The 19,125-nt window shown below is 37.8% G+C and carries 20 protein-coding genes and 1 other RNA gene; 5 read left to right on the plus strand and 16 right to left on the minus strand.

All coding sequences use genetic code 11. From position 1 onward, the window contains the following. Positions 1 to 175: 175 nt before the first annotated feature. From GM698_RS07150 to proQ, 5 genes are all read right to left on the minus strand, one after another. Positions 176 to 808: an MBL fold metallo-hydrolase gene (locus GM698_RS07150; RefSeq protein WP_176811891.1), complete on the minus strand. Its 633-nt coding sequence runs from the start codon at positions 806 to 808 to the stop codon at positions 176 to 178. Between the two features lie 16 nt (positions 809 to 824). Next, the gene (locus tag GM698_RS07155; RefSeq protein WP_176807353.1) at positions 825 to 1,379 is read right to left on the minus strand and encodes a YcbK family protein; all 555 of its coding nucleotides are present in this window, start codon (positions 1,377 to 1,379) and stop codon (positions 825 to 827) included. Between the two features lie 115 nt (positions 1,380 to 1,494). After that, positions 1,495 to 2,889, minus strand: coding sequence for a L,D-transpeptidase family protein (locus GM698_RS07160; RefSeq protein WP_176808959.1), 1,395 nt, complete (start codon positions 2,887 to 2,889; stop codon positions 1,495 to 1,497). Positions 2,890 to 3,010: 121 nt separating this feature from the next. Further along, on the minus strand, positions 3,011 to 5,020 hold the full coding sequence (gene prc / locus GM698_RS07165; RefSeq protein WP_176807352.1) for a carboxy terminal-processing peptidase: 2,010 nt from the start codon (positions 5,018 to 5,020) through the stop codon (positions 3,011 to 3,013). 85 nt (positions 5,021 to 5,105) lie between these two features. Beyond that, positions 5,106 to 5,639: an RNA chaperone ProQ gene (gene proQ, locus GM698_RS07170; protein WP_176808958.1), complete on the minus strand. Its 534-nt coding sequence runs from the start codon at positions 5,637 to 5,639 to the stop codon at positions 5,106 to 5,108. Between the two features lie 361 nt (positions 5,640 to 6,000). On the opposite strand from proQ, the gene GM698_RS07175 reads away from it, so the two are divergent. Beyond that, complete coding sequence (locus GM698_RS07175) at positions 6,001 to 6,213, plus strand: cold-shock protein (RefSeq protein ID WP_159628503.1); 213 nt, start codon at positions 6,001 to 6,003, stop codon at positions 6,211 to 6,213. 53 nt (positions 6,214 to 6,266) lie between these two features. Here GM698_RS07175 and GM698_RS07180 read toward each other — a convergent pair whose 3' ends face one another. Continuing rightward, positions 6,267 to 7,424, minus strand: a complete 1,158-nt coding sequence (locus tag GM698_RS07180; protein WP_176811889.1) for a 3-phenylpropionate MFS transporter — start codon at positions 7,422 to 7,424, stop codon at positions 6,267 to 6,269. Further along, a complete protein-coding gene (gene proC, locus GM698_RS07185; RefSeq protein ID WP_176809248.1) occupies positions 7,421 to 8,239 on the minus strand; it encodes a pyrroline-5-carboxylate reductase in 819 nt (272 codons plus the stop codon). The genes GM698_RS07180 and proC overlap by 4 nt, the downstream gene beginning before the upstream one ends. Positions 8,240 to 8,312: 73 nt before the next feature. Here proC and rdgC point away from each other — a divergent pair, with 73 nt between their 5' ends. The 3 genes from rdgC to argE are packed head-to-tail and all read left to right on the plus strand — an operon-like array spanning position 8,313 to position 11,203. Further along, positions 8,313 to 9,221 carry a recombination-associated protein RdgC gene (gene rdgC / locus GM698_RS07190; protein ID WP_176811887.1) on the plus strand — a complete coding sequence of 303 codons (909 nt, stop codon included), beginning with the start codon at positions 8,313 to 8,315 and terminating at the stop codon, positions 9,219 to 9,221. Between the two features lie 26 nt (positions 9,222 to 9,247). Continuing rightward, complete coding sequence (locus GM698_RS07195) at positions 9,248 to 10,042, plus strand: DUF998 domain-containing protein (RefSeq protein ID WP_209289171.1); 795 nt, start codon at positions 9,248 to 9,250, stop codon at positions 10,040 to 10,042. Positions 10,043 to 10,057: 15 nt separating this feature from the next. Beyond that, positions 10,058 to 11,203 carry an acetylornithine deacetylase gene (gene argE, locus GM698_RS07200; RefSeq protein ID WP_209289172.1) on the plus strand — a complete coding sequence of 382 codons (1,146 nt, stop codon included), beginning with the start codon at positions 10,058 to 10,060 and terminating at the stop codon, positions 11,201 to 11,203. Positions 11,204 to 11,268: 65 nt separating this feature from the next. Here the strand turns inward: argE and dolP are convergent, their stop codons facing one another. The 4 genes from dolP to GM698_RS07220 are packed head-to-tail and all read right to left on the minus strand — an operon-like array spanning position 11,269 to position 14,541. Further along, positions 11,269 to 11,859, minus strand: coding sequence for a division/outer membrane stress-associated lipid-binding lipoprotein (gene dolP / locus GM698_RS07205; RefSeq protein WP_176811884.1), 591 nt, complete (start codon positions 11,857 to 11,859; stop codon positions 11,269 to 11,271). 9 nt (positions 11,860 to 11,868) lie between these two features. Beyond that, complete coding sequence (locus tag GM698_RS07210) at positions 11,869 to 12,453, minus strand: SIS domain-containing protein (protein ID WP_159628496.1); 585 nt, start codon at positions 12,451 to 12,453, stop codon at positions 11,869 to 11,871. 5 nt (positions 12,454 to 12,458) lie between these two features. Further along, positions 12,459 to 12,845 carry a YraN family protein gene (locus GM698_RS07215; RefSeq protein WP_176809245.1) on the minus strand — a complete coding sequence of 129 codons (387 nt, stop codon included), beginning with the start codon at positions 12,843 to 12,845 and terminating at the stop codon, positions 12,459 to 12,461. Next, positions 12,820 to 14,541 carry a penicillin-binding protein activator gene (locus GM698_RS07220; RefSeq protein ID WP_176811882.1) on the minus strand — a complete coding sequence of 574 codons (1,722 nt, stop codon included), beginning with the start codon at positions 14,539 to 14,541 and terminating at the stop codon, positions 12,820 to 12,822. Before GM698_RS07220 ends, GM698_RS07215 begins: the two co-directional genes overlap by 26 nt. 73 nt (positions 14,542 to 14,614) lie before the next feature. Here GM698_RS07220 and rsmI point away from each other — a divergent pair, with 73 nt between their 5' ends. Next, a complete protein-coding gene (gene rsmI / locus GM698_RS07225) occupies positions 14,615 to 15,487 on the plus strand; it encodes a 16S rRNA (cytidine(1402)-2'-O)-methyltransferase (RefSeq protein WP_371739882.1) in 873 nt (290 codons plus the stop codon). 76 nt (positions 15,488 to 15,563) lie between these two features. On the opposite strand, the gene putP is transcribed toward rsmI, so the two are convergent. The 5 genes from putP to GM698_RS07250 form a co-directional block, all read right to left on the minus strand. Further along, complete coding sequence (putP, locus tag GM698_RS07230) at positions 15,564 to 17,078, minus strand: sodium/proline symporter PutP (RefSeq protein WP_209289173.1); 1,515 nt, start codon at positions 17,076 to 17,078, stop codon at positions 15,564 to 15,566. Between the two features lie 96 nt (positions 17,079 to 17,174). Then, complete coding sequence (locus tag GM698_RS07235; RefSeq protein ID WP_159628491.1) at positions 17,175 to 17,960, minus strand: IclR family transcriptional regulator; 786 nt, start codon at positions 17,958 to 17,960, stop codon at positions 17,175 to 17,177. After that, entirely contained in the window at positions 17,957 to 18,529 is a 573-nt protein-coding gene (locus GM698_RS07240; RefSeq protein WP_209289174.1) for a 5-formyltetrahydrofolate cyclo-ligase, read from the minus strand. The genes GM698_RS07235 and GM698_RS07240 overlap by 4 nt, the downstream gene beginning before the upstream one ends. 3 nt (positions 18,530 to 18,532) lie before the next feature. Beyond that, a non-coding RNA gene (gene ssrS / locus GM698_RS07245) (6S RNA) lies at positions 18,533 to 18,720 on the minus strand. Positions 18,721 to 18,819: 99 nt separating this feature from the next. After that, positions 18,820 to 19,113 carry a cell division protein ZapA gene (locus tag GM698_RS07250; RefSeq protein ID WP_159628489.1) on the minus strand — a complete coding sequence of 98 codons (294 nt, stop codon included), beginning with the start codon at positions 19,111 to 19,113 and terminating at the stop codon, positions 18,820 to 18,822. Between the last annotated feature and the right edge of the window lie 12 nt (positions 19,114 to 19,125).

A 19,125-nucleotide genomic window follows, 5' to 3' on the forward strand; every position in this document is an offset into this window, starting at 1 on the left:
TTGAATATGTTAATGAATTAGGCTTGGAACTATTCGCATAATAATGCCTGAATTCGCAATATTAAACAGAAGGCAAGCCAATTTTGCAGAAAATTAGGCATTTTTGACCGCTTGTAAATAATTTGAATTCAGGAAGTGTTACTTTTACTGTTGAAGATAAAATTCTGCTTTTTCTTTATGACTTCAAAAATGGATTATTTTGTTTCTCTTGCCCGATAGTAGTATGTGAACCATGTCCAGGAATAACAATGAAATCATCCTCTAAATCAAACATTTTAGTACGAATAGTTTCTAAAAGTTGATGGTGATTGCCCATATAGAGGTCGGTTCTTCCTATACTATTTTGGAATAATACATCGCCACTAAAAGTAATTTTATTCTCAAAATCAAAAAAACCAATATGACCTGGCGCGTGTCCTGGCAAATGGCGAATTGTATATTTTAATGCACCAACTTCAATTACATCATTTTCTTCTAACCAATGGTCTGGATAAAATCCCCTTACCGGTGGTAAGCCAAATTGTTGGCACATTTCTGGCAAGCGTTCAAATAATGGCTTGTCTGCGATATGAGAACCAAATACCTCAACTTTAAAATGATCTCTGAGTGCCTCAACACTCATAATATGATCTAAATGGGCGTGTGTAATTAGCAATTTCTGTACTTTTAAGTGTTGAGATTGTACAAATTCGATGATGCGATTTGCATCATCTCCTGCATCAATAATGGCAGCGTTTTTATTTTCATCCCAAATCACAGTACAGTTTTGTTGAAATGGGCTGACAGGAATAATTTGCAAATTAAACATAAAATATGCCCGCTTGTTAGCCTCTCCAAGTACGAACAGGACCTGTATCAACATGAATAAAATTACTACGCGGATAGTAGCCTACTCCGCCATTATTTAGGCTTTCAGCCACCTGCTTTACTTTAGCTAAAGGAACGCCAGAAACTCTAAAATCAACCGCTTTACCAAGAATATGGTAGCTGTTGCTTGCAACACCACGACTTCTGCTACGCATTTTTGCATTAGTTTGAGGAGAGCGATAACCGCTTAATACTAAAATCTCTGCATTCTGGAAACCCAAACGGCGTTGTAATTGGTTCAGTTTGACGAATAGTTTCGGATCAATTGCTTTCACTTGATTGATGTGTCGATCTCTCATTAAATAATTTAATTGCCCAAGATCTTTTTTGTTTAAACCACCTACACCAAATTTTGCTGTGTAAGTATCGCCTGTATTAATGTTACGAAAACGCAACGCAACAGGAGCTGAGGTAGAAAGTGCAGCTATTACTTGACTTGGCAGAAGGCTAGCCCCTAACACAAGTCCGCCGAGTGATAACCACTTACGGCGTTGAATATCAATTTGTTCCATTTTTCCCTCATAGGTTAGTGAATAATTTAAAGCTTAGGTTAAATCAGTCTCCTGAATTCAAATAAAGTTCCAAGAAGATCTGAGATCTTCTTGGAATTTCATAATATTATTTAATTTAGATCAAACTTTTTAGTTTTTCCCAACTAATTGAAAATTGTGGAATATTTACATCAAAATTATAAATATCTGATAGAGTATGAACTTTACCGTTTTCAACCCAAGCCGTTACATAATATAAGTAAACGGGATTATCCGAATAAATTTGTGCCGACGTTGTTTTTTTACTACCTAGCACTCTGTTCTTTTTATCTAATCCCCAACCTGCTTCTTGAAGTAAAATAGTAGCTAATTCGTCGGCTTTTTCCACTCGTACACAACCTGAACTTAAAGTGCGATGTTTTCTACCAAATAAACCTCTGTTTGGCGTATCGTGTAAGAAAATGGCATCAGTTGTCGGCATATTAAATTTATAGCGACCTAATGCACTATCATCGCCTGCTTTCTGGCGAATGCGATATGGGACATTTTTAGCATTTACATACTCTGACCAGTTTACACTGTGAGGATCAATCTGATTTCCACTGCTATCAAGAATCTCAAAACTTGCTCGCTCGGCATAAGCAGGATCTCGAGCTAATTTAGGGATGATATCCTTAGCTAAAATACCTGATGGCACATTCCAAGGAGGATTGACCACTACATTACTTAATTTGCTATACATTACAGGTGTTTTACGATCTACTCGCCCAACAATAACTTTCGATTGTAGGGATAACACGCCATCACGGAAATAATATAATTGGTAACTCGGAATATTAACAAAAATACCATTATCAAAACTTGGAATAATGCGTAAACGTTGAACATTTAATGCCAGCTTATAGAAAGCGTTGTTAACCGCCTCTCCTGCGGTTGCTAATACTCTTTGTGCTGTATCTCGATATAAGTGATTTTGGGGCACAAGATTAGTCACAAATTCACCTGCAACTCCCATTTTTACTGCATTTGTCCATTGCGTAATTTGCTCTGAAGAAGGGGCTTTAGGTGTATAACTTCCTAAGTTATATAACCAATTATTCGCGTATTTAAAGACATTTTTGTTGTAATACAAGTAATCTAAAAAACCATCGGTCAATAAAATGTCTTTTGCTAAACCTTCTGGCTGGTTTAAGATTTGTTGTAATGCTTTTGCAGATTTAGACGACACGCCACTTGCAGCAAATAGAGCATATTCCTTTAAAAAGGCTTTTTCTGCTACCTTATCATGCCACATTGTGGCAAACTCATTATCTAAATACACTTTCATCGTGGCTTGGCTTAGTAATAAGGCATTATGACCAATCTCTTGCATCACTCTAGCCTCTGCTTGTTTTATTAATTCTGCTGCACGAGCCTGCTGAGCTGCTAAACTTAATTGAGGCAAAATGGTATCTTGCACAACAGATACAGCTGAAATATGAATAACTGTTGTCTTTTCAGCTACTGCAACGCCTGAAAAAGCCATCATCATAATTAATAATTTAAAGATTCTCACCCACTCTTCCTCTTAATCCATTATTTGCAAATTTACTCAAAAAATAGATCGCTTAGTCGCCTAAGCGGTAATATTTGATGTGTATATTACAGATTTATCATTTTTTATCAATTTGTGACCAATCGACTATCATTTGTAAGCCTTCTTTCAAGAAAAAATCAGGTGCTTCATAATCTTTTGGTAAATCATCAATATTTTTCAATAATTTTTTACCTTCTCGGGCAAAACGTGCATTAATGTCTTTTAAACGTTTAGCATCATCTGCTTTACCTTCTTTTAAACGCTCTGCCAAGTTTAATGACAAAAATTTACGATTATCACGTTCTTTGCGAATTGCAATATTCTCATTTAATACAATAAACTCGGGGTGCTTCTCAATACGTTCTTCGTGCTTTGTTTTTAATACTGACACTGCATTTCGTGCATTATCAGCCTCTTGATAATGAGCCGCAGGCACTTTATCCCAAGGTAGTGCATTATCTTCAAAACTTTCCCCTGTTTTTTCCGCATTAATAATTTCATAAAATTTAATGTCTGGCTCTACCCCTTTTAGCTGTGTACTACCGCCATCAATACGATAAAATTTTTGAATGGTGTATTGAATAAAACCTAAAGGTTCTTTATCTAAATCATACACAAAATTCAATGAACGGCTTTGTTGTACAGTCCCTTTACCAAAGGTTTGCTGACCAACAATAATCGCACGATTATAATCTTGCATTGCAGCAGCAAAAATTTCAGAGGCAGAAGCACTGTGGCGATTAATCATTACCATAACTTTGCCGTCGTAAATGATTTTAGATTCTGGATCTTCGTATATTTTGATACGATTAAACGCATCTTGGACTTGAACAACAGGTCCGCCTTTAATAAACAGCCCCGTTAATTCAATCACTTCAGTTAATGAACCTCCACCATTTTCACGCAAATCAATGATCAATCCTTCAACATTTTTCTTACTCATTTGCGTAAGTAATTTACGCACATCTTCGGTTAAACCAATATAGAATGTTGGGATCTTAATTACGCCGACATTTTTTCCATCAACTTTCTCAACTGTTAATTTAGCTGCACTATCTTCAATCCGCACTTTATCACGCACAATCGTGATTATTTTGGTTTTTCCACCTTTTTCTGGTTCAATTTCTAGGCGTACTTTTGTGCCTTTTTTACCTTTAATCTTATCAACGACATCATCTAAACGCCATCCGATAACATCTTCGATTTCACCTTTCTCACCTTGGCCTACTCCCACAATCTTATCGCCCACTACTAGTTTCTTACTTTTAGCAGCAGGTGCACCTGGCACCAGGGATTTTATACTGGTTACATCATCTTCTTGTGTAAGCGTTGCTCCAATCCCTTCTAATGAAAGGTTCATACTTTCTTGGAAAGCTTTTGCTGCACGAGGCGATAAATAACTCGTATGTGGGTCGATTTCACGAGAAAATGAATTTAAGTAAGTTTGTAAAATATCATCTGCTTTTACTTGTGTTAAACGCTTAATTGCAAAATTATAACGCTTAGTTAAGGTTTTCTTAATTTCAGGCCATTTTTTATCTTTTAAATACAAATTAATAATATCGTTTTTAACACGTTGCTTCCAAAGTGTATTTGCTTCTTCTATATTTGTTGGAAATGCAGCATCTTCGCGATCTATCTCAATGTTATCATCGCTTTTTAAATCGGGTTCTTTATCCAATAAAGATAAGGCATAACTATAACGCTCGTAACGGCGTTTGGACATCAACTCATATATCGCAAATGCAGAATCTAACTTTCCTGCATATAATTCATCATCTAATAATGAGGCATATTTGCTACGCATTTCATCAATTTCAGATTGTAGGAAAGTGTTATGAGACGGATCAAGCCAATCAATATAACGATTGAAAATCTTGTGTGCAAACGCATCATTTAATTGGAATTTATGATAGTGAGATTGCGTTAAGCGAGCCGTTACTCTCTTGGTAGATAAGCTGTGCTGCTCGTTGGGTTTGGGAATAGTAATTCCACTCTCTTTTATATCGGGTTGAACCGCAAAAGCATTGCTTAGCAATAAACCTAAAGTTATCGCAAATATATTGTTGAATTTTATTAATTTCATCTTCTTTTCCAAATATTCAAGCGGTCATAAATGTGTAAAAATCTACGTTAATTTGACCGCTTGTAACTGTAAACCAGATAGAAAACTATTGACGACCAAATTTACTTGCTAAAGCCGCTAATTTTTCCTCTGACGCTTTTGGTAAATGTACTTTTTTCACTTTAGATTCTGCACGCTTTTTAGCATTTTCTTCACGTGCTTTTTGTTTAAAGAATTCTTTACGCTGTGCTTTACGTTCTTGTAATTTACGCTCTGCCACAGCTGCTTTCGCTTCAGCTAAGGTTTCTGACGCATGAATAGCTTCTTCTTTTGTAACACAACCTACTTCTTCACCTTGCAAACCAACACGAGCGACATTTGCTTGACTTGCCGCCAAATAGCGCCAAGAATTTGTGTAGTTACGTAATGCTTGACGCAACAAGGTTTTACTGACTTTTTCATCATCTTTTAATGCTTCTGCCAAATCTTGGAAAAGCCCTACTTTTAAGGGTTTCACTTCTCCTTCAACAGTGAAGCAAAGCGGAAATTTTTCCGCTAAATACGCAATCACTTCCTTTGTGCTTGGATTTGTTTTATTGTTAGTTTGTTCTATTGTTTGCTCTACTTGTTGTTCCGACATAACTGACATAATAAGTTCCATTAATAAATAAAATTCGAGAATTTGTTAAGTAAGATTAAAATCTCCGACTCAATACTATATTTTATTTATAAAGCTTCGTCTATATAAATTGTACATTCCTATCATAAAAACGATAGACTCTTTTTCAGGTGAATTTTCATAAAAGTATAAAAATAATTTGCTTCAAAAACGAATAAGTGGTCTAATAGCGAAAGCTGTTCGTGCGTTAGAGTTAAATAGTTGAATCTTTTTATTATTTCCCCCAATAAAAAATTGGGCAAGTGATTGATAGATGCGTCTGTTGTAATATCCCGTTTAGCTATCTATTTTTATTACTTTTTATTTTTATAAGGAAAATGTTATGTCAGCAGTTACCGGCACAGTGAAATGGTTCAACTCAACTAAAGGTTTTGGTTTCATCACCCCTGATCAAGGTGGTAAAGATGTGTTCGTTCACTTCTCTGCAATTGAAACAAACAATGGGTACCGTACATTAGAAGATGGTGCAAAAGTTCAATTTGAAATTCAAGATTCAGAACGTGGTGCATCAGCCGTAAACGTGAAAAAAATTTAATTAAACATTAAACAATTTCGAGAATGCCGACATAATGTCGGCATTTTTTATATTTATTTCAAAATTTGCACTTCAAATTTCTTCGGTACAATAAATATCGCTGGCAGAACAAAAGCGGCCATTATCCAGAAAGTTAAACTTGGAGAATATTCGTAGATCATACCCGATACAAATGTAAATACTGCCATAACAGCACAACTCGCTAAACCAAAATACAATCCTTGTAACTTTGTAATCCTGTCTGCAGATTGCATCGAAATATAACGAATCATTGCAATATGAGAGGCACCAAAAGTAACTGAGTGTAAAAATTGAGCAAAAATTATCAAAGCAATCTCTGTTGTACTCCCCATAATTCCCCAACGAATGAAAGCAAATGCGGCAGAGAGAATCATTAAATGACTGATTTTCCAAGATTTAAACAGCCGTTTAGACACTAAAAAGAAGAGTATTTCCGCGACTACTGCCAATCCCCAAAATAGGCTTGTCATTTCTGTCGAAATGCCAGCATCTGACCAATGAATGGTGCTGTAAGTGTAATAAGCTGCGTGGGAAGCGCCTATTAACGATACTGCAATTAGCATTCGTAAGGTAGCAGACTCTTTTAATAATTCAGCGTAAGTCACATTTGAGCCACTACTTGCTACATTTTGTTCTTCAAAGCCTAGGGTCGGTTTGGCTAGTTGCCCGACACCGAAAAATATCAAAAATCCAACAATCACCCAAACTACAACATCTTCGCCTAACTGCCCAATGAAATAGCCACCTGAAAGGGAGCCAACCACAAAAGCGATTGAACCGAAAAGCCGTGCTTTGCCATAATCTAGCCCAACTTGTCGCTGCCAAAGAGAGGCAATGCTGTCTGCAAGCGGCATTGCCCCTGAATTAAACATTTGAAATAGCATTAAAACAGGAAAAACAAGCCAAATCGAACTGCCTGAAAATGCTAACGCAATTGCTGCCACTACATTCAGCCACGTTAAGGCTCGGGCGGTTGGAATTAGCTGGCTCACCGTTTTCACTCGTTGTGAAGCAAGCATACTACCGCCAAAACGAAATAAATAGCCCACTGCAGCCAATAATCCAATAATTTCAGTGGAGAATCCATAATGTTTTAACCAAACAGGTAAAAAAGGCAATATCACTCCGTAAGCACAAAAAAAGCCAAAATAGTTAAATGCTGTCCATTTAAAAGGCGAAACCACTATCATAACGATTTCTCCATTTCTTCAGCACGGTGAATTGCCGCCCACATTGCGTTCTCTACGGTTTTAGCTAAATTTTGCTGTTCAAAAACGTCCAATGCTTTTGCTGTTGTGCCACCTTTGGAGGTGACATTTTCTCGTAAGGTGGAAATCGGCGTTGCTGGGTTTGATGCAACTAATTTTGCCGCACCTAATGCCGCAGATTGAACAAGTAGCCTTGCATCTTGCTCAGAAAAGCCCATTTGGATTGCACTTTGTTGCATTGCTTCCATAAAGCGGAAGAAATAGGCGGGGCTTGAGCCTGTAATGGCAATAATATGATTGATTTTGTCTTCCGTATCCACCCAATAGCATTTGCCCACCGCAGACATCAGTTCTTCAGCAAATTGACAAGCGGTCGAATTGACCGATTTTTTTGCAAATAGCCCTGTCATTCCTTCACCAATCAGCGATGGCGTATTGGGCATAGTACGAATGATGTTTTTAGCATTCGGTAATAATGTTTCCAAGCGTGTTACCGAAATGCCCGCAGCAACAGAAATGACCCATTTGTCTGAAAAATCGAGGTCGGCAAATTCTGCACAAACCTCTGCCATCATTTGAGGTTTAACTGCTAACACAATAACTTCCGCTTGCTCAACCGCCTCACGATTTGCAAAATTTGTCGCAATTCCGACCGCTTGTAGTGCTTCTCGGCGAGCTAAATTGCTTTTATTGCACGCAATAATTTGAGAGGCAGGGTAATTGCTTTTTAATAAACCTTGAATAATGGCAAATGCCATATTGCCCGTGCCGATAAAGGCAAGTTTTTTACTCTTCATTTGCAAATTCTCTACTGTGTTGAAGCTAGCTCTGTTAAAATATTTTATTATACACCTTTAAAGGATATGCAAAATGGTTTGGTTTAAAAATGTGATGGTTTATAAATTAACAAGTGAGCTTTCGCTGGAGGGCAAAAAACTTGATAATTTACTGCAAGAAACAAAATTCACCCCTTGTACTCAGTATGATATGAGTAAATTCGGTTGGTCTAGCCCACTAAAAGATGCTGATTTACTCTATTTTTCACAAGGCAACCAATTTTTGCTCATTTCACACAAAGAAGATAAATTACTGCCAGCTAATGTGGTGAAAGTAGAAACCGAGCAACGCATTACCGAATTAGAAGAAAAAGAGGCTCGTCAGCTTAAAAAGACCGAAAAGCAAGCCGTGAAAGACCAAGTTGTTGCTAATCTTTTGCCTCGTGCATTTAGCAAACATCAATTCACCGCAATTTGGTTAGATTTAGATAGCCAGCTGATTTATATTGACACTGCCTCCAGCAAACGAGCGGAAGAAACGCTTGCTTTGTTGCGGAAAACACTTGGCTCGTTGCCTGTTGTGCCCATTTCGTTCACACTGCCGCCTGCAGAAGTGATGACAAACTGGATCGCGAAAGGGCATACGCCAAGTTGGTTGAATTTATTGGAAGAAGCAGAGCTAAAATCTTTTGATACCGATAGTATTATTCGCTGTAAACGCCAAGATTTGGAGACTGAAGAAATTGCTCAGCACCTACAAGCGGGCAAATTTATCACAAAAATTGCAATTGAGTGGGAAACGCATCTCTCTTGTGTTCTCAATGAAGATGGCGTGCTATCTCGCCTAAAATTTGCCGATGAAGTGCGTGAGAAAAATGATGATATTCTCAAAGAGGATGTCGCTCAACGATTTGATGCGGATTTCTTATTGATGACGGAAGAATTAAAGCTCTTTATAGCTAAATTGATTGAGGAGTTTGGCGGTATTAAATCAAGAATTTAGGAAAAAGAATTAATCAAAAGGTAATTATGACAATAAAGTGGATTAAAAATATCGTTCAAAAATTGCTCTTTGCTTTAGACGCCGTGGAAAACTATTTTACAAGCGGTTCGTTTGGTGTGAAGTTTTACCCTCTGCTAATGCACCCTTGCTTTCGCAAAAGCTATGAGTGTTTAATTTTTATTACTGCTATTATTTCTAGCTTTAGCGGGCTATTTTATTTGATAGCAGAGCATTTCACTCTTTTATTTAGTGAACGATCTCTCACCGCTTATTTCCATCACAGCACCTTAGAATTACTCGTGCCTGTTAGCACAATGATTGATGATAAACTTAGCGAACTCTCGCCACTTTCGCTGGTAATGCGTATTATTTTTATGGTGCAAGCGGTCGTTTTTTTCTTTATTTATGCAATCGGCATTACACATATTGCTGATAATAAACGGCGAGTTATTGGCTTAATTTTAGCCCTCTTTTTTGCAATTGGTTGTTCTTTAGTGTCTGGTATTCAGCCAAATTCTCGTGGTGAATTTGGCATTTACAATTTAGGCGCAAGCATTACCTTTTTAATTGGTAACTTAACTCTGATTATGGTAGGGCTAGATATTCACCACCCAACTATACGTTTTTTTAAACACTTTAGTATTGCCGCAGGTATGATTGGGGTGAGTTGTATTTTAGTCACGATGTTCTTACCAACCATTTTTAGTCCATTAATTGAACGTATGGGAATTTACACCATTATGATATGGGAAATTTTAGCAGGATTTGCCATTATTAAACGATTAAGAAATATCCCATCATTAACTCGCCCTATAGAATAAACCGCAGGATAGACGATGAAACACAAGATTCCTTTTATTAACCGCTACGCACAGCTAATTGAGCTCCCAACCATCTCAAGTTTAGTCGCAGAAAATGATTTATCTAACCGTGCTTTACTTGAATTACTTGCCAATTGGCTTGCAGATCTTGGATTTAAAACGGATATTTTAGCTGTAGAAGGCAGCCGTAATAAATACAATTTACTTGCAACCTATGGCGAGGGCGAAGGCGGATTATTACTGGCAGGACACACTGATACCGTGCCATTTGACGATGGAAAATGGACGTTTCATCCATTCAAGCTTACCGAAAAAGAAGGCAAACTTTACGGCTTAGGCACTGCCGATATGAAGGGCTTTTTCGCTTTCGTGGTAGACGTAATGAGCCAAATCGACTTATCTCAAATCAAAAAGCCAATCCGTATTTTAGCCACAGCAGATGAAGAAACCACAATGCTTGGAGCAAAAACTTTTGCTCAACATACTCATATTCGCCCCGACTGTGCCATTATTGGTGAACCAACCTCACTTAAGCCAATTCGTGCTCACAAAGGACATTTAGGCGAATCTGTTAGAATTACAGGAAGAAGCGGACATTCAAGCGACCCAAGCAAAGGGGTCAATGCGATTGAGTTGATGCACGAATCTATCAGCTATTTGATGAAAATGCGTGATGAATTGCGTGAGAAATACCATAATCCACTGTTTCAAGTGACTCACCCGACGATGAATTTTGGTAATATTCGAGGCGGCGATGCGATTAACCGCATTTGTGCTTGCTGTGAATTACAGTTTGATATGCGACCATTACCCAATATGGCTATAGCAGATTTATATGCAATGGTTGATGAATATTTAAAACCAATGATTGAACAATATGGTGATTTAATCGAAATCCGCCCGATACACGACGGCATTCCCGGCTATGAATGCGAACACTCCGCCCAAATCGTACAAGTGGTAGAAAAATTATTAGGTGAAAAATGTGATGCGGTAAATTACTGCACCGAAGCCCCATTTATTCAGCAACTCTGCCCTACACTCGTGCTAGGACCAGGCTCAATTGAGCAAGCTCACCAGCCTGATGAATTTTTAGAAATGAAATATATTGAACCGACAAAAGAGTTATTAACAAAGTTGATTTATCACTTCTGTCGATAAAGATAAAAATAGGGTCCAAATTTTGAACACTATTTTACAAGCGGTTAAATTTGCCGTATTTTTTGCTATTGTGCATAACTAAATACTTTAACTACTTTTGTTACTCCACTTATATTACGTGCGATTTCGGCTGCTTCATCCGCTTGGCTTTGGCTAACTTTGCCCATTAAAAAGACCTCGCCATTTTCAGTAACGACTTTTACTTCCGTTGCTTTCACTTTGCCATTCACTAAAAGTTTAGATTTTACTTGGGTGGTTATCCAGCTATCTTGTGTAATTTGAGCAAAACCGATTTTTTCGCCTTGTCTAATTTCATTATAAACTTCAGTTACGCCGTCAGCACCTGCTGCAAGGTTTTTCGCATTTTCAACCACGTCCATACTTGGAGCTTGACCAATTAATAACACTTTGCCGTTATAAGCGACTACATTAATACGAGCCTCTTCTTTAATCTGCCCATCTTTATTGATGTTGTAAGCGACTTTCTCTTCTAAAATTTCATCATCAACCTGTGTACCCGTTGAACGGGGATCGGTGGCTACTTTAGTTGCCATCGCAGCTGATGTGACTACCGCCGTCGCAATACAACCTTGTAAAGCAATAAAGCCTGAGATGAACAAACTTACTTTAAGACATTTTTTCACTAAATTATTCATAATCTCTCCCTAAGAGAAAAGTAAATGATCGATAAGTTCACATAATAAATTCGTATAAAAGTGATGGCTTTCAATGACTCTTAATTCATTAGTTGAGGGGGCTGAAATTTCAATATCACTTTCATCTAATAATCCGAGAGTGTGATCATTACTGCTGCCAGTTAATGCGATAATATCTAAATCTAAATGGTGATTTTTAGCTGTATGAATCGCTTGCAATATACTTTCTTCATTGCCAATAGGTGAAAATACAATGAATAAATCGCCCGCTTTAGCAACTGCTTGTAATTGTTTTTTATATACGGAATCTAGCTCATTATCTTGAGAAAAAACGCCAGCTAATATACCGTTGAGTTGCAATTGTACGGCAGAAAAACTGGGTCTTGCTAATTCATATCGATGAAGTAAGTGGCTAACTAATAACGCCGCATTACCATAAGAACGCCCGTGTCCACATACAATCACTTTATCCCCACGTAATAAACACGCTACAATGCGGTTTGCCGCTTCACTTAATTTAGTCGGCAATAACTCTGCTGCAGAAATTTGGGTTTGAATACTTTCGCTAAATCTATCTTGTATTTTATTTAACATCTTATCTAACCTAGAAAGTTAGGGATCCATATTGGAGGCTGATTGCCTTCAAATACAACAACATCAAAGCGACAATTTGCAGTCTCTAAACTTTTATTTTGTTTGAGCAACCACATATTTGCCGCATTTTGCCATTTTTGTTGTTTTCGGTAATCAATGCTTTCAACTGCTGAGCCAAAACGATTATTTTTACGCTGACGAACTTCCACAAAAACGGTAGTTTCTCCATCTTGCATAATCAGATCAAGCTCTCCGCCTCTAAAATATTGGTTGGCAGCAACAAAACGAAATCCTTTTTCCTCTAAAAAAACACGGGCTTTTTGTTCATAAATCGCACCTTGCTGCCGTTTACTCGCCTCTTTTTGATTAATAAGCTTGTTGAATAGCCCCATTTTGATATTGCATCCAAGATAAACTACGTTCAATATTACAATTTTGCCCTGCTTTTAATTCACCTGTTAAGCCTGAGATTTTATAACCTGGAATATGGCGTAACTCATTGAATTTAGTTGCGAGTAACCACGCATCTGCACCCATTGCATATAAACGCATCATTGAGAAATCACTATTCGCTAAATTTTCCGCTTTTTGGAATTTACTAGAAGATGTATCCGCTAATAAAGGCACTTCGCTGAATTTTACCCCTTCCATTATGGTATAGAAATCAATACCATTATTTGGAGAATTACTGCGAGATGAAGTATACATTGCTAGGCGATCTTTCAAATTAGAGTTATCAATGCCTTGCTTAATTTCTACTACTTGTCCTGCATTACCTAAAATATACAATCCAGCTTTCGTTACTCCTGTATTTTGAATGGTAGCAACAGAATCAAGTGGCTGATTGTAATAACGCACATCTGCATCTGTATTTGTTAGTTGACGCCAGCGTTTAGCGAAGGCTTCTGCTGAACGGTGTCCAAAATCATCTTGTGGAGCAGCAACTACAGCAATACTATGACCATCATTATACATTTTCTCTGCACCTGCTTGAGCTTCAGATTCAGGAGATAAACCATAATAGCAAACCTGTGCCATATTGCGTGCGTTTTCAGTCGAATTAAGCGCTAATACATTAATATGTTGAATTTCATGGCTTAATAGCATCTCATCTACGCGAGATTTTAATAGCGGTCCAACAATAATGTTTGCCCCTTGCTGTTTTGCTCGAGCAATTAATGAATTTACGTCTGAAGTGCTGGTATCAAAAGTCTGTACTGCTGTGGAATCGCCTGCTTTGGCATCATCAAAACCACGTTTAATAATATCACCTAAAATCTGAGCATCACCACTTAACGGTAATAATAGTGCAACACCATTTAATTGGGTTTGCTGAAAATTACTCACACCTTGTAATTCTGTTGGCATAAGCGTAACGGCACTATGACTTGGATATTGATTTTTCCAGTTATTAAATGCCTGTGGTATTTGTGTTGGTGTTGTCATATTTTGGTTATAGATGTTAATTAACGCCAACCAACCTGCAAACTCAATTTCACCTGCTTCAGCAACCGCTTTCTCTAACATACCACGATTAGCATCACGCAGGACTCTCCAAATAATATCGTTATTTTCCTGACGTTCACGATTCATTCGGAAATAATCATTTAATTGCGATCTCGCACGCACAACCCCAATCGCATCATTCTTATTTGCCGCAATACGAGCTTGAGTTTGAATATAGCGTACACGTTGTGCAGAACTTAACAGACTTTGCGGAATATCTCTTAATTGATTCACTGCCATCTCATTTTTACCTTGTAAAGCGGCAAGTTGTGCATACACTAACGCATATTCTAACTTTTGCACCTCGTTCATTTCTGATGCCATAATCTCACTAAAGGTATTTTGTGCTTCATATTCTTTGTTTTCATCAATTAATTTACGCACAGCCAAAAGTTGATAAGAGATTTTATCTTCTTTCTCTTTGGCTTGCTCTGCCTTATTAAGATAGAATTCTGAGCTTGAATAAGCTTCATCTTTGATGGACTCAGTAATAGGGTTTAGTGATGTACAAGCAGAAATAAATAATGCGATCACCGTTGGCAAAAATGCCTTTTTCATTGTTTGATTTAAAATAGTTGCCATTGTATTTTCCTCGATAGAATATAATGTGCTAAATTTAATGTGAAATCTTACTTATCAAATGAGCTAAAAGCAAATGAAAAACAGACAAAATTCATCTGAAATCTCTCCAAGCTACGGTATTTTATACATTGTGGCAACGCCAATCGGCAACTTAGGCGATATTACTCAACGAGCATTAGACACGCTTTCCTCTGTTGATCTAATTGCTGCTGAAGACACTCGTCATAGTGGTTTATTGCTTAGCCATTACGGTATTAAAAAGCCATTTTTTGCCTTACACGACCATAATGAGCAGCAAAAAGCGGTCGTTTTAGTCGAAAAATTAGCAAAAGGAGAAAATATTGCATTAATTTCAGATGCTGGCACACCGCTTATTAGTGATCCAGGTTTTCACCTCGTCCGTCAATGCCGTCAAGCGGGTGTGAAAGTGGTGCCCATTCCTGGTGCTTGTGCCGCTATTACTGCTTTATGTGCTTCTGGCGTTGCTTCGGACCGTTTTTGTTTTGAAGGATTCTTGCCCGCCAAAACAAAAGCCCGTTGCGATAAATTAACTGAATTAGAAAATGAGTCTCGTACGCTAATTTTCTATGAATCCACGCATCGCATTTTAGATACCCTTGCGGATATGCAAAAAATCTTTGGTGAAGAACGCTATATCGTGATGGCACGTGAAATCACCAAAACTTGGGAAACCATTTACAGCGATCAATTAGGTAACTTAATTGAATGGCTAAATGAAGAGAGTAATCGTATTAAAGGTGAGATTGTGCTCATTGTTGAAGGAAAGCCACACCACGTGGCGGAAGAGTTTTCCAAACAAGCAATCAAATTACTTGAACTACTTTGTCAAACTCTTCCATTGAAAAAAGCGGCAAGCATTGTGGCAGAAACCTTTGGATATAAGAAAAATGCGTTATATCAATATGGCTTGGCACGTTTTCAATAGCATACAAGCGGTGAGTTTTTAAGGATTTTTTGCAAAAAAGTGGCTTAAAGCATATACCTTAAGCCACTTTTTTATATCATTTTATCTCATCTAAATACGCGTTATTGGCACGTTCAAACGTTTCTTGTATTTCTCTGCTTGGTGCTGGTGTGATGAGCGATACCACAATAATCATCACTGTGGCAGTAATAAAGCCTGGAATCATAGAATAAATTTCAGGTAATGCTAATTTAAGCGTAATATCTGCCCAGAAGTGAACAATTAACGCCCCTGTTAGCATTCCAGCAATTGCTCCAAAGCCGTTCATACGTTTCCAGAAGAGCGAAAGAAGAACGACAGGCCCAAATGCAGAACCGAAACCAGCCCACGCATTGCTAACTAAACCAAATACTTTACTATCAGGATCTTGGGCAATATAAATGGCAAGCATAGCCACGGCGAGCACCATTAAGCGGCTTAACCAAACTAATTCTTTATCTGATGCCTTAGGACGTAAAATACCTTTGTACAAATCTTCAGTAATTGCACTAGAGCAAATCAATAATTGAGCAGAAAGCGTACTCATTACTGCAGCAAGAATGGCCGACAATAAAATACCTGCGATCCAAGGATTAAACAACAGTTTTGCTAATTCAATAAAAATTTGTTCTGGGTTTTGGTTCACGTTAGCTGCTTGAGTAGGGTGGCCAAAGAAATACGCCATACCGAAATAACCAATCCCAATTGCACCTACTAAGCAAATTACCATCCACGTCATACTAATACGGCGTGCATTCTCTAGCGATTTTACACTTTCAGCTGCCATAAAACGTACTACAATGTGCGGTTGTCCAAAATAGCCTAGCCCCCACGCCATTAGACTAATAACGGCTAATACGCTCGTGCCAGTAAACATATCATTGTAATCTTTTTGTGCCATTTCGCCTGCACGATCGATTAAGGCTTGCATTTCATCAAAACCACCTAAGTTATACATTACGAAAAGAGGGGTTAGAATTAAAGCAAAAAGCATTAATGAAGCTTGAATGGTGTCTGTCCAGCTTACGGCTAAGAAACCGCCAATGAAGGTATAGAGAATAGTGGCTACTGCACCATACCAAATCGCTTGGTGATACGGTAATCCAAATAGATTTTCAAATACTCTAGCGCCAGCTACAACACCTGATGCACAATAAATTGCAAAAAAAAGTAAAAAAATGACCGCTGATAAAATCTTAATTAAACGGGTTTTATCGCCAAATCGATTATGGAAATATTCAGGCAACGTTAACGCATCACCACTATGCTCGGTATGAGAACGCAATCTGCCAGCCACTAATTTCCAGTTCAAATAAGCCCCAATCGTTAAACCAACCGCAATCCAACCTTCGATCAAACCGCCTGCGTAAACCGCACCAGGTAATCCCATCAGTAGCCATCCCGACATATCTGATGCACCTGCTGATAAGGCCGTTACAAAGCTCCCTAAACGGCGACCACCTAAAATATAATCTGAAAGATTATTTGTAACACGATAAGCAATAAAACCTATTGCAATCATACCTAAAATATAAACAACAAACGTTATTGTTGTTGGGTCAAAACCAAACATTATTAATAAATCCTCAACATTTTTATTTCATAAAAAACCACATTTTGTAATAGCTGCAAGATTACCTAAAATAATCAAAATAGCAATATAAAATTACTATCCACCTAACTCTGCAGAAATTTTTTCTGCCGTTTCTTGAATTGCAGGCAGTAAATTTTCTCTCCCTAACTGATTTAAACGGGCAGTGGAAAGTGAAACCGACACCGCATAATGTACGTGCTGTTGATGATCGAAAATCGGGCAAGCAATGCAAGAAACACCTAATTCGTTTTCTTCGTCATCCATTGCAAAACCACGTTCACGAATCGTTTCCAGCTCTTTTTTCATCCCTTCAATCGTGGTTATTGTATTAATGGTCAGTGGTTGAATAATGGAGGATTTTGCTTGCCAATATTGTGGTATATAATCAACCGAATTATAAGCTAAGAAAAGCTTTCCCATACCAGAACAATATAATTGTAACTGTTGCCCGATATAAGCCCTCGTACGCATTAAGCCTGTCGTCGCTTCCAATTTATTGATTAAAATAGCGTGATCTTTCTCTCGCATCGCAAAATTAACTGTTTCCCCCAATTTTAAATTCAACGCTTCTAAATGCGGGGCGGCAATGTGTAGAATGTTAATTGAACTTAACGCTCTCTGCCCAATAGCCAAGCATTTTGTCGTGAGACGATAACTGCCTGAAGTTGGTGCTGGACGAACATACCCTTCTTGCAACAAGCCTTGTAATAAACGATGCACCGTACTTTTATTTAAGCCTGAAAGCTCAGCTAAGTGGGCTAATGGGCAGCCGTTAGGAAATTGTGCTAATAACTCTAAAAGAGTTAAACCTCGAATTAAACTTTGGTTTCCTGTGGATTCCTTCTCTTTTTTTTCAATCATCTGGATGCTCCCAAAATAATATGATGTAACGGCATATCCCAATGCGCTATCGGCAATTGTTCTACTTGCTGGCACTCGTGAGCCAATCCAACACGGATAATATGAGGTGCTTGAGCAAGCGTTCGATCATAAAAACCGCCGCCCATACCTAAACGATTCCCTGCTTTATCACACGCAACTAATGGCGTAAAAATCATTTCTAATTCTTGTAGAGGAATGATTTTTCTCACATCCAACACAGGCTCTTGAATTCTCAAGCGGTTAAATTTTAAGGAAGTTTTGCAATCGTAATTTAAAAACAATAATTGACCGCTTGTAAAAGGGTGAAGAATAGGCAAATAGATTTTTTTGCCTTGTTCAAGCAAATAATTCATTAAAGGTAAGGGGGAGATTTCGCCATCAAAAGGTAAATAAAATGCAATATGTGATACTTGGTAAGATTCAATTAAAGAAATCGCTTGTGGGATAAGTGATTGAGCAGCTTGTGCCTGTTGTAGTTTGGTTAAACTGGAGCGTTTAACCCGCATAAGATGCCTTAGTTGATTACGAAGAGCAGCAGAACTATTCATATATAAGTACCCGAGATGCCGCTACTAGTAATGGTCCTTGAACCAGTTGGTTCAAGGGAGTCAAATGTAACTGCTTTTAGGCTTCTTACTCTTGATTCAAGGTAAGCTTGCTCACCAGCAATAAATATCCAACTCAAAGTTTCAAATTATCGGCTCAGGGACGTAACCAATAACGCACACCCCAGGCAAGATTTATAGTAACGGAATTTAATGATTTTTCCTAGTATTTAGTAAAATAAAATTGCAAATGCTCAATCTTTAGCACTATTCCTAATCGAATAGGTTAAAAATCAACTATTAGATTGTAATTTACTCAGAGAGTGATCGAGTTGCTCAATACAAGCAACTAATACATTTTTATTTTCTGCATTTTGACGCTGAGCCTGCTCTAATTCGTAATTCAAATTCAGGGCGACGATGGCTAATACTTTTTCAAGCTGAATAATGCCAGATTGCTCTTTCAATATTGCCACACGCGCTTCTAAACGCTCTGCTGAAGCCAGTAAATTTTCTTGTTGGTCAACAGGGCATTGCAAGCGTAAAACCTGTCCAAAAATCTGTAGCTCAATATTATTTACCGACATAAATATGAAATC

The sequence above is a fragment of the Mannheimia sp. ZY171111 genome (assembly GCF_017750945.1).
Lineage (GTDB): Bacteria > Pseudomonadota > Gammaproteobacteria > Enterobacterales > Pasteurellaceae > Mannheimia > Mannheimia pernigra.